General features: G+C 64.5%; 11 protein-coding genes and 1 pseudogene. 9 read left to right on the top strand and 3 right to left on the bottom strand.

The window, feature by feature from the left end; genetic code table 11:
* Positions 1-100: 100 nt before the first annotated feature.
* The 8 genes and pseudogenes from PQI66_RS04880 to PQI66_RS04845 all read left to right on the top strand — a co-directional run bounded on the left by PQI66_RS04880 (position 101) and on the right by PQI66_RS04845 (position 8,201).
* Positions 101-1,609, top strand: coding sequence for an ATP-binding protein (locus PQI66_RS04880; RefSeq protein ID WP_339996453.1), 1,509 nt, complete (start codon positions 101-103; stop codon positions 1,607-1,609).
* A 101-nt stretch (positions 1,610-1,710) separates the two neighbouring features.
* Positions 1,711-2,808 (top strand): maleylacetate reductase, encoded by a 1,098-nt coding sequence (locus PQI66_RS04875; protein ID WP_339996452.1) that lies wholly within the window; start codon positions 1,711-1,713, stop codon positions 2,806-2,808.
* Positions 2,809-2,814: 6 nt separating this feature from the next.
* Entirely contained in the window at positions 2,815-3,735 is a 921-nt protein-coding gene (locus tag PQI66_RS04870; RefSeq protein ID WP_339996451.1) for a dioxygenase family protein, read from the top strand.
* A gap of 276 nt (positions 3,736-4,011) precedes the next feature.
* Positions 4,012-4,863 (top strand): catechol 1,2-dioxygenase, encoded by an 852-nt coding sequence (catA, locus tag PQI66_RS04865; RefSeq protein WP_339996450.1) that lies wholly within the window; start codon positions 4,012-4,014, stop codon positions 4,861-4,863.
* A 4-nt stretch (positions 4,864-4,867) separates the two neighbouring features.
* On the top strand, positions 4,868-5,995 hold the full coding sequence (locus PQI66_RS04860; protein WP_339996449.1) for a muconate/chloromuconate family cycloisomerase: 1,128 nt from the start codon (positions 4,868-4,870) through the stop codon (positions 5,993-5,995).
* A 31-nt stretch (positions 5,996-6,026) separates the two neighbouring features.
* Positions 6,027-6,329: a muconolactone Delta-isomerase gene (gene catC / locus PQI66_RS04855; protein WP_339996448.1), complete on the top strand. Its 303-nt coding sequence runs from the start codon at positions 6,027-6,029 to the stop codon at positions 6,327-6,329.
* Positions 6,326-7,429: pseudogene (locus PQI66_RS04850) on the top strand (ATP-binding protein). Before catC ends, PQI66_RS04850 begins: the two are co-directional and overlap by 4 nt.
* 7 nt (positions 7,430-7,436) lie before the next feature.
* Positions 7,437-8,201: a vWA domain-containing protein gene (locus PQI66_RS04845; RefSeq protein WP_339996447.1), complete on the top strand. Its 765-nt coding sequence runs from the start codon at positions 7,437-7,439 to the stop codon at positions 8,199-8,201.
* Between the two features lie 18 nt (positions 8,202-8,219).
* Here PQI66_RS04845 and PQI66_RS04840 read toward each other — a convergent pair whose 3' ends face one another.
* Entirely contained in the window at positions 8,220-9,620 is a 1,401-nt protein-coding gene (locus PQI66_RS04840) for an aldehyde dehydrogenase family protein (protein ID WP_339996445.1), read from the bottom strand.
* Between the two features lie 253 nt (positions 9,621-9,873).
* Here PQI66_RS04840 and PQI66_RS04835 point away from each other — a divergent pair, with 253 nt between their 5' ends.
* Complete coding sequence (locus PQI66_RS04835) at positions 9,874-10,806, top strand: AraC-like ligand-binding domain-containing protein (RefSeq protein WP_339996443.1); 933 nt, start codon at positions 9,874-9,876, stop codon at positions 10,804-10,806.
* A gap of 28 nt (positions 10,807-10,834) precedes the next feature.
* Here the strand turns inward: PQI66_RS04835 and PQI66_RS04830 are convergent, their stop codons facing one another.
* A complete protein-coding gene (locus tag PQI66_RS04830; RefSeq protein ID WP_339996810.1) occupies positions 10,835-12,217 on the bottom strand; it encodes a flavin monoamine oxidase family protein in 1,383 nt (460 codons plus the stop codon).
* The gene (locus PQI66_RS04825; protein ID WP_339996442.1) at positions 12,214-13,689 is read right to left on the bottom strand and encodes an APC family permease; all 1,476 of its coding nucleotides are present in this window, start codon (positions 13,687-13,689) and stop codon (positions 12,214-12,216) included. The genes PQI66_RS04830 and PQI66_RS04825 overlap by 4 nt, the downstream gene beginning before the upstream one ends.
* Positions 13,690-13,768 lie beyond the last annotated feature (79 nt).

Genomic DNA, 13,768 nt, shown 5'->3' with positions numbered 1-13,768 from the left:
TGACTATCGGTAAATCCCGTCCCCCGGGTACAGGAATCTTTATTCTCGTCTGATCGTCCGGGACTTCCTGGAGTTTTTTCGCGCACCTATAGTGGTGACCATGGAATTTGAGGCAGAGAGCTTCCGGCTTCTGGCGGACAGTTCGTCCAACGGATGGTTGGTCCACGACGCGAAGTCGAAGAGTATTCTCTGGGCGAATCGGACGGCGTGTGCGGAGTTCGGCTACTCGGTGGAGGAGTTGCGCTCACTGAAGGCCCACCACATGAGCTCGCAGGACCCGCGCTACAGACGCGCTATGGGGACGGCGTGGCTGCAGGCGGCGGTGGTCTACGGGAGCAACAAGCGGCTCTGGAAGTACGCGAACCGCGACGGTGGTGAGTTCATGACGGACGCCGTCGCCACCTTGGTCACCATTCCCGGTGGTACGGACTCCGGGAACGAGCCGGTGGACGTCATCCTCGTGGAGTTCCGGGTGATCCGTGAGGCTGAGGTGGTCCCGGACTCCAGCAAGTGGGTGGAGGATTCCCTCGACCGTCTGATGCTGCACACCTCCTCGGGGATGATGCTGCTGGACAGGGACTTCCGGGTCGAGGACGTGTCGCCCTTCGCCGCGAAGTTGGTGGGGTCCTCGGTGGAGGATCTGCTGGGACGACGACTTGACGAGCTCGCGGACATCGACACACCGTTGGACGGCATGTTCGTCATGGCGGAGATGAGCAAGCCGGACGGCGCGGTGACGGTCAGGATGAAGGTCTCGAGTGACACCGGTGAGGTGCGCTGGCTTGCGGGGATCCTGGACAACGTGGTTCTCGACGGCAGCTGCATCCGGGTGCTGACCGTGAGAGACATCTCCAGCAAGGTCGAGTGGGAGCACCGCAACGCGTACCAGGAGAAGAACCTGCAGTACATGAGCAGGTACAACGCGATGGGGGACATGGCGATGATTCTCGCCCACGACCTCGGACAACCTATTGCGGCGGCGACCAACTACCTCGACGGGGTACGGCGCAGACTGGGGCAGCAGAGCGCCCCCGCCGAGTCCCTCGACTACGGCCTGACCCAGGCCCGGTCGCAGTTGGAGCGGGTCGCCGACATCGTGACCTCGGTGAAGAAGTACGTTCGTCGCATCGAGAACGTCAGCACGGTCGTCGACCTCAACGACGTGGTCGAGGAGAGCCTCTACTTCGTGCGGTTGCGTGCCGAAGACAAGGGGGTCGAGGTCATCGCCGACCTGTGCGGCCGCCCACCGACGATTCTCGGTGAGAGCGTGTTGATCGGGCAGGTCATCATCAACATCTGCGTCAACGCCATTGACGAGGTGAGCCTGCCCACGACGGAGGAGAAGTACATGGTCGTCTCCACGGAACTGACGGCAGAGACGGCCTCGGTGGTCGTGCGCGACCGTGGCCGGGGTATGTCCCGGGAACCGGCAGACATGCTTGCGGCCGGCGCGTTCTCCTCGAAGAGTGACGGCTCGGGTATCGGACTGGTGATCTGTGAGCATATCGTCCAACGGCACGGCGGGACGATCACCTACGAACCCAATGAACCGAACGGGACTGCGGTCCGCATCAGTTTCCCGTTGAGTGAGGGGGCTGTCCAGGGGTAGGGGTTTCCCCGTACCGGCTAAAGGTGGGTCGTCCATCTGTTGTGGCCGCGGAACCCGGGGTCCACAGTGGTTGTCACCTGTACCTTCCGAAGGAGTCCTGAATGCCGCAGAACAACGAGACCGCACTCGCCTTCGAGCATGTGACGCTGGGACAGCGGGTGCTGTTCGGTCACGGACGGGCCCGGTCGAACCTGGCCGATGAGGTCGCCCGCCTGAAGGCCCGGCGAATCATGGTGATCGCCTCGGAGAGGGAACTGCACCTGGCGAGGGAGGTCGTCGGCGACATCGAGGTCGCGGTGTGGCACACCGGCGTCGTGATGCACGTCCCGGTGGAGACCGCGGATGCGGCACGCGACGCGGCACGTGCCGCCGGCGTCGACCTGATCGTGTGCGTCGGCGGTGGCTCCACGACGGGACTGGCGAAGGCCGTGGCGCTGACCGGTGGGCAACCCGTCATTGCGGTCCCGACCACCTACGCAGGCTCCGAGGCGACGAACGTCTGGGGCCTGACCGAGGGGAACCGCAAGACGACCGGTGTGTCTGACTCGGTCCTCCCGGTGACGGTGGTCTACGACGCCAGCCTCACCCTGTCGCTTCCGGTGGAGATGTCGGTGGCCTCCGGTCTCAACGGGTTGGCCCACTGCGTGGATTCACTCTGGGCACCGCGGGCGGATCCGATCAATGCGGCGCTGGCGACGGAAGGCATCCGTGTCCTTGGCGAAGGGTTGCCGATGATCGTCGAGGACCCCGGCTCTGTGGCAGGCAGGGACCGGGTGTTGTACGGCGCATACCTGTCTGCGGTCGCCTTCGCCTCGGCAGGTTCCGGTCTGCACCACAAGATCTGCCACGTACTCGGGGGGACGTTCAACCTGCCTCATGCGCAGACCCACGCTGTCGTGCTGCCGTATGTCCTGGCCTTCAACGCCCCGTCCGCCCCTGCCGCGGACGCGAGGATCGCGCAGGCCCTGGGGGCCGAGGACGCGTCGGTGGGCCTGGCTGAGCTGAGGGAACGGACCGGGGCCCCACAGCGGCTGTCCGACTACGGATTCGGTGCCTCCGACGTGCCGACCGCCGTGGACATCATCCGACAACACATTCCGGAGGGAAACCCCCGCCCGGTCACCGGGAATGCGCTGACCACGCTGCTCCACGCCGCCATGGACGGCCGTGACCCCCGACACCTGACCATTGAGGAGTGAGACACCATGAACACACGTCAACGTCCGTCCGGGAATGCCCCGGGTGACCGTCAGACAGCCGTTGAAGAGGACCTGCTCCGCCGGGTGCTCGACTCCTTCTCCGGTTGTCCCGACCCGAGGCTGCGCGAGATCATGGAGGGGGTCGTCAGCCACCTCCACGCACTTGTCCGCGAGGTCAGGCTGACTGAGGCGGAGTGGAGGTACGCTGTCGATTTCCTCACCGCCGTCGGGCACATCACGGACGACACACGGCAGGAGTTCATTCTGCTTTCCGACACCCTCGGCGTGTCGATGCAGACGATCGCGGTCAACAACGAGGCCTACCGCAACGCGACGGAAGCCACGGTATTCGGACCCTTCTTCGTCGACGACGCCCCTGAAATCCCCCTCGGCGGAGATATCGCCGCCGGCGCCGTCGGTGAGCCGGCGTGGATCGAGGGGACGGTCACCGACACCGACGGAAACCCGGTACCGGGGGCCAGGATCGAGGTATGGGAATGCGACGAAGACGGACTGTACGACGTGCAGTACGGCGACGGGCGAACGGCAGGACGGGCCTGTCTCCACAGTGACGACGACGGACGTTTCCGGTTCTGGGGACTGACACCGGTTCCGTATCCGATCCCGCACGACGGCCCGGTGGGGAAGATGCTCAGCGCCGTCGGGCGTTCACCGGTACGCGCCGCACACCTGCATTTCATGGTGACGGCGCCGGGCCTCCGCACGTTGGTGACCCATATTTTCGTCGAGGGCGACCCCCAGCTCGAGATCGGCGACTCCGTGTTCGGGGTGAAGAACTCCCTCATCACACCGTTCCACACACAGTCGGCAGAGGAGCCCACGCCTGACGGACGGCGACTCGAGGGCACGAGCTGGCGCCGGGCACAATTCGATATTGTTCTGGCTCCAGAAGATATCAACGAGTGAACCCCCGGCGGGGTATCTGTTACAGGGGTGGATAAACCTTTAGCCGTATGAGGGATCCTCGTAGGGTGACGGCCGTTGCGATGTTCGTCTTTCGGGAATTGTCCGAGGATGACGGTGCCATGACCTGCTGTGATGCTGGACGCTGTGGTAATTCCGGGGCTGAATGAGGGGCTGTCTGTGCGGAGTTACTTTCCGTTACTTTCATTGACGAACCCTGTGTCGCGGACCACAGTGGAGATTGTTCGAATCGCAACCACCGCACCACGAGGAGAGACCATGACTACGGGAACTGACAACCCCACCGCCCACGGATCCGGAAATGCCGCGACCGACAAGTTCAAGAAGAACAGGGTGAGCGCCGACACCTCCCGGGAGCGCGCAAATGCCATCTACAAGGATCTGCTTGGAGCGATCGGTGATGTCGCGCGTAAGCACGAGGTCACCTACGACGAGTACCGGGTCGTCAAACAGTGGATGATCGACGTCGGTGAGTACGGCGAGTGGCCGCTGTGGCTCGATGTCTTCCTCGAGCACGACATTGAGGAGATCAACTACAACCGGCACGCGTACACCGGGACCAAGGGATCCATTGAGGGGCCGTACTATGTCCCGGATGCGCCGGAGCTTCCGTCGCACTGTGAGATGCCGATGCGCGACAAGGACAAGGCCGCGACCCCGTTGATCTTCCGGGGTCAGGTCACCGACGTCGACGGCAACGGCCTGGGTGGGGCCCGCCTGGAACTGTGGCACGCCGACGAGGACGGCTACTACTCACAGTTCGCACCGGACATCCCGGAGTGGAACCTCCGGGGCACCATCGTCTCCGACGACGACGGTAAGTACGAGATCAAGACGCTCCAGCCTGCCCCCTACATGATTCCGCATGACGGGCCGACCGGCTGGTTCGTCGAGTCCTACGGTGGACACCCCTGGCGTCCGGCGCATCTGCACCTGCGGGTCACCCATCCCGGTTACCGCGAGATCACCACTCAGCTGTACTTCAAGGGCGGGAAATGGATCGAGAACGACGTCGCCACGGCCGTGAAGCCGGAGCTCCTGCTGGATCCGGCCACCGAGGGTGACATGAACGTCGTCGACTACAGCTTCGCCCTCGACAAGGAGGACTGAGACCGTGACGTCGGCGGGGCTGGCCATCGAGCGGGTGGACACGCGGATCCTCGATGTGCCGTTGATCCGGCCGCACGGATTCGCCACCACCACGGCCACCGAACAGTCCATCCTTCTGGTGACCGTCACCACCACCGACGGAGTCACCGGTTTCGGCGAAGGCGTCGTTCCCGGGGGACCGTGGTGGGGTGGCGAGTGTGTCGAGACGATGAAACCTCTCGTCGATAAGTTCATCGCACCGGTGATGATCGGTCGACGTGTCGATGAACTCGTCGGTGTCCTCGCCGACATGGAGAAGGTCGTCGCCAACGCCCGGTTCGCGAAGGCGGCCTGCGACGTCGCCATGCACGACGCGTGGGCGAGGTCCCTGGGGATCCCGGTGCGAGATCTTCTTGGTGGGAGGTGCCGCGATTCCGTCGACGTCACCTGGGCACTCGGTGTGCTGCCGGTGGGTGAGGCGGTCGCCGAGATCGAGGAGCGCATCGCCTCACACGGGCACCGCAGCTTCAAGCTGAAGATGGGTGCTGGTGACCCTGCCCGTGACGTCGACCGTCTCGTCGCACTCGCCGGCGAGGTCGGGCACAAGGTGTCGCTGCGTATCGACGTGAACGCCCGGTGGGACCGGATCACGGCGTTGACCCACCTGCCGCGGTTGGCCGACGCCGGGTTCGACCTGTTCGAGCAGCCGACTCCTGCCCATGATCTGGCGACACTCCGGGAGATCACCCGACGGACTGGCGTGCCGGTGATGGCGGACGAGTCGGTGTGCAGTCCGGCTGACGCGTTGGCGGTCGTCAGGGCAGAAGCGGCGGACGTCATCGCGGTGAAGACGACGAAGCTGGGCGGACTGCGGGAGTCGTTGAAGACTGCGGCCGTCGCAGAGGCCGCGGGCCTGGCGTGTCACGGTGCCACCAGCCTGGAGGGGCCGTTCGGTACCGCTGCGTCGCTGCAGTTCGCCTGCGCCGTGCCGGCGATGAGCTGGGGTAGTGAACTCTTCGGGCCGATGCTGCTGCGGGAATCCTATACGACGACCGACCTGGAGTACGTCGACGGGCAGGTCAGCCTGCCGGAGGGCCCCGGTCTCGGTCTGGAACCCGACTGGTCGGCCATCGACCGCTTCACCCGTGAATGAGATGTACGACTAGAAGACTAGGAGGTCGACCATGGCCCTGTTCCTCGTCCGTATGGACGTGTCGATCCCGAACGACCTTGATCCGGAGGTCGCCGCGGAGACGATTGCCCGGGAGAAGGAGTATTCCCAGGACCTGCAGCGCCGGGGCATCTGGCGCAGTATCTGGAGGATTGCCGGGGAGTACTCGAACTACTCGGTCTTCGAGGTGTCAGATACCGATGAGCTCCACGATATCCTGTGGAATCTGCCGTTGTTCCGGTTCATGTCCTGTACCGTGACCGCGTTGGCGCATCATCCGTCGGACATCGTGCCCCGTGGAAGTGGGGACCGATGACCACCGGTACACCACAACCGCTGTTCCCGTTTTCGGCGGTCGTCGGACAGGACGATCTCCGGCTCTCCCTGATCCTCACCGCGATCTCACCACGTATCGGGGGTGTGGTCGTGAGAGGGGAGAAGGGGACGGCGAAGACCACGACGGTCCGCGCGTTCGCGTCGTTGCTGGGGGACGCGCCACTGGTGAATCTTCCCGTCGGTGCCACGGAGGACCGTGTCATCGGCTCCCTCGACATGGAGACAGTTCTCACCACCGGGCGTGCGGAGTACCGTCCCGGACTCCTCGCACAGGCCGACGGTGGAGTCCTCTACGTCGACTAGGTGAACCTGCTTGCCGACCATCTCGTCGATGCGCTGCTCGACGCCGCTGCCTCGGGCAGGGTGACAGTTGAACGAGACGGGATCTCCCACAGCTCGCCGGCGAGTTTCGTCCTGGTCGGCACAATGAATCCCGAGGAAGGGGAGTTACGCCCCCAGCTGTTGGACCGGTTCGGTCTCGCCGTGGATGTCGCCGCCTCCACACGACCGGAGACACGGGTGGAGATCATCCGTCGTCGGCTCGCGTTCGAGGACGATCCGCATACGATGGCGGCGCAGTGGCAGGTGGACGACCGCCGGATCGCGGAGAGGATCGACCGGGCACGACGCGTCATCGGCCAGGTTGAACTGCCGGAGGCGGTGTTGAAGACCATCGCCTGGTTGTGCTCCCGGGTCGACGTCGACGGGATGCGTGCGGATCTCGTGATCACCCGCACCGCCATCGCGCATGCGGCATGGGAGGGGCGGCAAAGAGTGACTGACGTCGACGTCGATGTCGCCGCCCGGCTTGCCCTGCCGCATCGCCGTCGCCGGCAGCCCTTCGAGGCGCCGGAGATGGAGGAGAGGGAGATCCGCGAGACGTTGGAGGAGGCCCGGCGGTTCTTCGAGGACAATGACGACGGTGGTCCGGCGAGTGAAGCCACCGACGAGGAGACCGGAGCCGAGGTCCTGGTGGACAGTGAGGCGGAGACGGATGACCAGGCGATGCAGGGGAAATCCCAGGCGCGTGCGGAGTCGACCGGGAAGGCAGGTACCGCCGGCTCCGGCGAACCCTTTTGATCCGCGCGTGTTCCGCCTGGAGCGCACGGGCCATGACGACGCCCCTGCCGGACGTCGGTCGCTGGCGTACACCCTCCACGGGGCCGACACCCGTCCGGTGACGGCCGGACATGGCGTGAACCTGGTCGGTACCCTCATGGCGGCCGCTGACCGGGGCGCGGCACTGACCGACGGTCTCGTTGATCTGCACGCAGAAGATCTGAGAGGCTCCCTGCGTCGCGGGCGCGAGTCGAATCTCATCGTGTTCGTCGTGGACACCTCCGGGTCGATGTCCGCCCGGTCGCGGGTGCGTGCCGTCACCGGCGCAGTCACCTCGATGCTCACCGACGCGTACCAACGTCGGGACAAGGTCGCTGTCATTGCCGTGAACGCCGGGAGCCCCACTCTGGTACTCCCCCCGACCGGATCGGTGGACACAGCTCGGCGCCGGCTGGATGACATGCCTGTGGGAGGTCGCACCCCACTGGCCGAAGGTCTGTTGATGGCACTGGACCTCCTGGAGCGGGAGCACCGTCGCGAACCCGGACGGCGTGCACTCCTGGTGGTCCTGACCGACGGAGAGGACACCTCCGACGCCGGGTCCGCGGGGGTGGTGACGGCATGTCGCCGCATCGTCCGCGCGGGGTTGTCCGGAAATCTGGTCGTCGACTGCGAGGGACGGATGAAGGTGCGCAAGGAACGTGCGTACGCGCTCGCCGACCAGCTCGGTGGGACGTGTGTCAGGCTGTCGGAGATGAACTCCGACAACCTGCGTGCCGAGATGCGTCTGTGACGGGGAGACCGACGGTGCTCAGCCGTTGTACACCTTCGGGACCGCCACCGCCTTCAGCCCCTCGGCGCCGAATTCCAGACCGTAGCCGGACTGCTTGATGCCTCCGAAGGGAATCCTGGGGTCGGGTTTCGCGTGACCGTTGATCCAGACGGTGCCGGCGCGGACACGGCGGGCGACGTCCATCGCACGCTCGCGGTCGGCCGACCACACCGAGGCCCCCAGGCCCACGTCCAGCGAATTCGCGAGTTCGACGGCTTCGTCGGCGTCCTTGACCCGGATGACCGGGAGAGCTGGCCCGAACTGTTCCTCCGTGACCAGAGGGTTGTCCGGGGAGATGTCGGCCACGATCGTCGCAGGGTAGAAGTTTCCGGGACCGTCCGACGGGTCGCCGCCCGTGAGAATACGCGCACCACCGGCGCGGGCCGCCTCCACAAGATCAGCGACGATACGGTACTGGGCCGGATTCTGGAGCGGGCCGAGCACGTTGTTCTCGTCGGCCCCCGGTCCCATCGGGACTGCGCCCGCGATCTCCGCCAGTGACGTGCAGAGTTCGTCGTAGACGGCCTCGGTAGCGTAGACACGTTTGACGGCGGCGCAGGTCTGCCCGGTGTTGATGAACGCTCCCCAGAAGAGGTCCTCGGCGATGGCGCGGGGGTCGCAGTCGTCGAGGATGATCGCCGGGTCGTTGCCACCGAGCTCCAGGGTGAGCCTCTTGAGGGTGCCTGAACTTGCCGCGGCGATCGCACGCCCGGTGGCGATGGAACCGGTGAACATGATCTTGCCGATGCCGGGGTGCTCGCTCAGCCGGGCTCCCACGTCACGGCCGCCGGAGACGGCCTGCAGCACACCGTCCGGCAGTGCTGAATTGATGACGTGCACCAGGGACAGGACGCTGAGCGGAGTGTATTCGGACGGTTTGACCACGGCGGTGTTTCCCATGCGCAGGGCCGCCGCGATCTGCCAGACCGTGATCATCAGCGGCCAGTTCCACGGCCCGATCGCGCCGACGACGCCGATCGGCTCGTACGACATCGTCGCGTGTGACTCGCCGTCGTCGACGAGCGTGTCGCCCGGGGTGTCGAAGCCGGCCGTCGCACGCAACCAGTCACCGCACATCGCAACCTCCATGCGGGAGTTCGGACCGTTGAGTGGTTTCCCCGATTCGCGGGTGAGAAGCTGCGCCAGGTCTTCGGCGTTGTCGTCGATCGCTGCCGCGGCAGCCTCGAGGAGTCGTGACCGCTCCCGGTGGCCGAGTTCCTCCCACCCGGGCTGAGCCGCTGCGGCCGCGGCGACGGCGTCGTCAAGGTCCTGTGCCGACTGTTCGGGTGCGTACCCGAGAACCTCGTCCGTGGCGGGGTCCGGTATCGGTCGGCCGGTGGTGGAGTCTGCGCCGATGGTCTGCAATAGGTCTGTGTACATGCTCAATAGCTCCTCTTCGCACCGTCCGACGGTGTGTGTCGACTGTCTGCGTTTCGGCTGAACCGCAAGGTGAGGACAATCCTGCCAGCGTGCGACCGTAAGGAATTGCTTTATTGTGCAGGACTTTTGTGTTGTAGCGTGCTGTAGTCGTTTTAGCCTGAAAGGGTTTCGGGACGACGACCCGGACGCAGACGCCCCGCGGCAGGAGGAAGACGTGACGACCGGCGTGGAAACAACAAGAACGCACGATTTCATGCAGTGGACAGAACTGATAACCCGCAACTTCAGCGGTATTCGCGTGAGCAGTCCCTCCCCGGGGTTCACGGCAGAGGCCCGCCACGTGCATCTCGGGGAGGTGGAGCTCTTCGACATGCTGACGGACGCGCACACCGTCGGCCACCCGGACGTGCAGTCAGTGGGGCCTGTGTCTCCGGCAGGTGGCGAGGGGCGGAGTACCCCCATGTGCAAACTCAGCCTCCAGTTGGCGGGAACGTGTCTCCTCACCCAGGACGGGAGAGACTGTGAGCTCCACCCGGGCGATCTCGCGCTGTATACGGGTGAGAGGCCGTACACCCTGGATTTCCCGGAGCGGCAACGAAGCCTCGTTGTCTTCTTCCCCCGGTCGTTCATTCACCTCCGCGACGACGAGATCGACGGGGTCACTGCGACTCCGATCTCGGCTGATGAGGGGCTCGGCAAATTTGCCGTGCCCCTTTTCCGTCAGTTGGCGCACAACCTGGACGAACTGAGTGGCGCCTACGGCCAGGCATTCATCAGGTCATCACTGGACATCCTGGTGACGGTCTTGGCCGACCACGCTCAACGACAGGGTGGCGGTGACGGGTTCACCGCACCGACGAAGATCTTCCAACGGGCGGTGAAGTACATCGATTCCCATCTGGCGGACCCTGAACTGTCACCGGTGGCGGTGGCACGTGAGCTCTACGTGTCCGTCCGGAGTCTGCACGCACACTTCGCTGATCAGCGGCTCACCGTCGCGTCCTACATCCGTTCCCAGCGACTCAGTGCGATACGTTCCGATCTGGCGGACCCTCAGCTGCGGGGAGACACGGTCCAGGCGATCAGCGCGCGGCACGGCCTGTTCGATGCATCGCACGTGTCCAAGGCGTTCCGGTCCGAGTACGGGGAGTCTCCCCGGGCGTACCGGACCCGCCTGTGCCGGTAGCCCGGGGAGGACGGGCGGGCACGGACGGTCAGGCCAGGTCCCGGATGACTCCCCGCGCGGTGGTGACCCCCATTTCAAGCGCTCCGTCGACACACACTCCGCGCCATCCGTTCGCCCAGTCGGCCCCGGCGAACCTCAGCCGGGTCTCGGTGGTGCGGAAGTGGTGCCAGCTGTCGGTGAACTGCCCTTTGCGGGGTGTCGCCCACGCCTGACCGCTCCACTGGTCGGAGACCCAGTCATGTCCGGTGCAGTCCGTCACCTCGAGGTCAGGGAGCCACTGGTCAATGACTTTCTGGCCACAGGCGGGGTCATTGAGGTCGAGTTTGTCGTGGTAGGCCCCGAAGCCGACGATGATCGTGGAGTCGTCGGAGAGGACCTCGGACCGGAGCATGTTTATCGGAGCCGGTTGAGGGGCCATTCCCATGAAACTGTGGCGGCCCTTCACCTTGATCCAGATCTTCGCCCCGGTCGAGTTCCATTTCTGGTCGACGACCTTCCTCATTTTCTCGGGCAGCGGGGGGTCGAAGGTGACCGTCCCCAGTGCGCCCACCGGAACGGTGACGATGACGGCGTCACAGGTGATTTCTTCGCCTCCGTGCAGCGTGACCGTAGCCTGGGACGGCGAATGAGACACCTTCGATACCGGGGACGACAGTCGGACGGGATTCTTGAGGTCTCCCGCGATGGATTCGTAGAGTCCCCGCATTCCGTTGTTGAGTTTGTACCCCAGCGTCTGGGCGTCGACGGCTGCCATGTTGTGGTCGCAGAGGGCGGCCCACTGCTTGGCCATGAGTGACGACCCCTGACGTGGCTCGCCGATGAAGCCACCTGACCAGTAGGCGTCGGTGAGGTCGATTTCTTCCTGGGAGAAGTCACCGCCGTCCAGTTCGTCGAAGACGCTCCTCTGGTCGGCTGCCAGGAATTTCTCGCGAAGTGCGGGGTCGTCCAGGGCGGAAAGTTGATCATAGGGGTTCGGAAAGAACTCCCGGGACCCTTCGTAGATCCTGTCCATTGCCCGGAGGCGTTTCCGGTCTATCTCCTCCTCGGTTCCTGAACGGACCTTCCCGCCGGTCACCCAGTACGCGGCATCGACATGGGGACTGGCGTAGATTCCTTGGCCGTACCGGGTGATCTCCGACCAGATGTGGGGTTGATGCCAGTGCACCCACGTGGCGCCGAGTTCAAGTTTCGCCCCCATGCGCTCATCGGTCCAGGCCCGACCTCCGATACGGTCGCGGGCCTCGACGACGTCCACGTCGAGTCCGGCGAGCTGCAGTTCGCGTGCGGCGACGAGTCCTGCGAATCCTGCTCCGACGACAACTACTTTCTTGCTCATTCTGTTCTCCTGACGAGGTGGTTCTGAATCTGGAAACTGGGCGTGTGTTCTGGTGTGTCGTTCTTCTGCCGTCAGAAGGAGACGGTCGTTCTTTCCTCGGGTGAGACGTCGGGACGTGGTTGGTGGGGGAGAGCGTCCATGTCGACCGACTGTTTCGGGAAACGTAGTGACCAGAGGCTGCCGAGAATCCCTGCACCGATGATGATTCCCGGCATGATGAACACCAGGGACCGTGGCGATTCTTCTCCGATCATGATGTCGAAGTTCACGAGGATGAGGACTGCCACGATGAACATCGCTACCGCCGAGACCAGCGGCGCGATCACCCGGGTGAAGACGCTGAATCCGTGGTGGTTGTGGCGGAACCAGTTCGCGACGGCGAGCGAAGTCACAGCGAGCAGGAACACCAGGCCGAATGCCGCGGCTGTTGAGAACCAGGTGAACAGGGTGATCACGGGGAAGAGTTCGCCGAGTTCGGATCCCTGTCCGGCGAGGGCGAACACTGCGACGACGATGACTCCGATCACCGACTGCGTGAGGGAACCGGCGACGGGAGCCCCGTTCTTCCCGGGGGTGCCGAGCGCACGGGGAAGTACGCCCGAGCGACCGAGTGCGAAGAAGTAACGGGCGGCGGCGTTGTGGAATGCGACGAGCGCCGCGAGAATGCTGGTGACGAACAGGAGGTGCACGACGTCGGAGAGCAGCGGTGAGAATCCTGCGAGCCACACGAACACCAGGTCCGGCCCGTACTCGCGCGACTGGTCGACGACCTCGGACGGACCGACCCCCATGGTCAGTGCCCAGGTCGAGGCCGCGTAGAACAACGCGATGACACTCACGGCGATGTAGGTCGCGCGTGGGACGGTTCTACTGGGGTCTCTGGCTTCTTCGGAGTAGATCGCGCCGGATTCAAAACCCATGAAGGCTGCGATGGAGAATGCGAGGAGTACCCCGACCCCGGGGGTCAGGAACTGGTCGGGTTGTACTGAGTCCGTTCCGATTCCCTCCGGTGCATGTATGAATGAGTACCCCATTACGACCAGTACGACCAGAAACTCCAGGGATACGAGGACCCCGAGTACCTTCGCTGAGAGGTCGACGTTACTCACGCCCATGATCGCGACAATGAGCCAACCGACCGCGCCGGCCACCCACCACGGAACGCTGATTCCTGTCCATGTCGCGAGGGCCGCGGACAGTGAGAATCCGAATAGTCCGTAGAGGCCGACCTGGAGCATGTTGTAGACGACGAGTGCCAGTATCGCTGCGGCGATACCGTGTCGTGCTCCGAGCCCCTCGGAAATGTAGGCGTAGAACGCTCCTGCGTTGTGGACGCGAGAGCTCATGGCGCAGTATCCCACGGCGAAGATGATCAGTGCTGCGCCGAGGACGAGGTATCCGACGGGGAGCCCGAGCAGTCCTGAGACGGCGAACGTGGTGGGCGCGCCGCCGGCCAGTACGGTGAGTGGTGCTGATGCCGCGATGATCATGAAGACGAGGGCCGTGGTGCCTAGTCTTCCTTTTTTCAGGGTCGTTCTGTCCGTCATGTGCCGTCCTCCGCTCTGTGGGGCCAGATCTCCCTCAGTATGACGTGGAACACATGACGACTTTTTGCTTGTAGTGCGG

The organism is Corynebacterium sp. USCH3, assembly GCF_037619475.1.
Taxonomy (GTDB): Bacteria; Actinomycetota; Actinomycetes; order Mycobacteriales; family Mycobacteriaceae; genus Corynebacterium.
Note: the sequence above shows the minus strand (reverse complement) of the source record. Positions and strands in the feature narration are given on the sequence as shown.

What these genes read in the sequence shown, in the direction of transcription:
- catC (WP_339996448.1), top strand. Translation starts at nt 6,027, where the DNA reads ATGGCCCTGTTCCTCGTCCGTATGGACGTGTCGATCCCGAACGACCTT.
- PQI66_RS04840 (WP_339996445.1), bottom strand. Translation starts at nt 9,620, where the DNA reads ATGTACACAGACCTATTGCAGACCATCGGCGCAGACTCCACCACCGGC.
- catA (WP_339996450.1), top strand. Translation starts at nt 4,012, where the DNA reads ATGACTACGGGAACTGACAACCCCACCGCCCACGGATCCGGAAATGCC.
- PQI66_RS04875 (WP_339996452.1), top strand. Translation starts at nt 1,711, where the DNA reads ATGCCGCAGAACAACGAGACCGCACTCGCCTTCGAGCATGTGACGCTG.
- PQI66_RS04880 (WP_339996453.1), top strand. Translation starts at nt 101, where the DNA reads ATGGAATTTGAGGCAGAGAGCTTCCGGCTTCTGGCGGACAGTTCGTCC.
- PQI66_RS04835 (WP_339996443.1), top strand. Translation starts at nt 9,874, where the DNA reads ATGCAGTGGACAGAACTGATAACCCGCAACTTCAGCGGTATTCGCGTG.
- PQI66_RS04870 (WP_339996451.1), top strand. Translation starts at nt 2,815, where the DNA reads ATGAACACACGTCAACGTCCGTCCGGGAATGCCCCGGGTGACCGTCAG.
- PQI66_RS04825 (WP_339996442.1), bottom strand. Translation starts at nt 13,689, where the DNA reads ATGACGGACAGAACGACCCTGAAAAAAGGAAGACTAGGCACCACGGCC.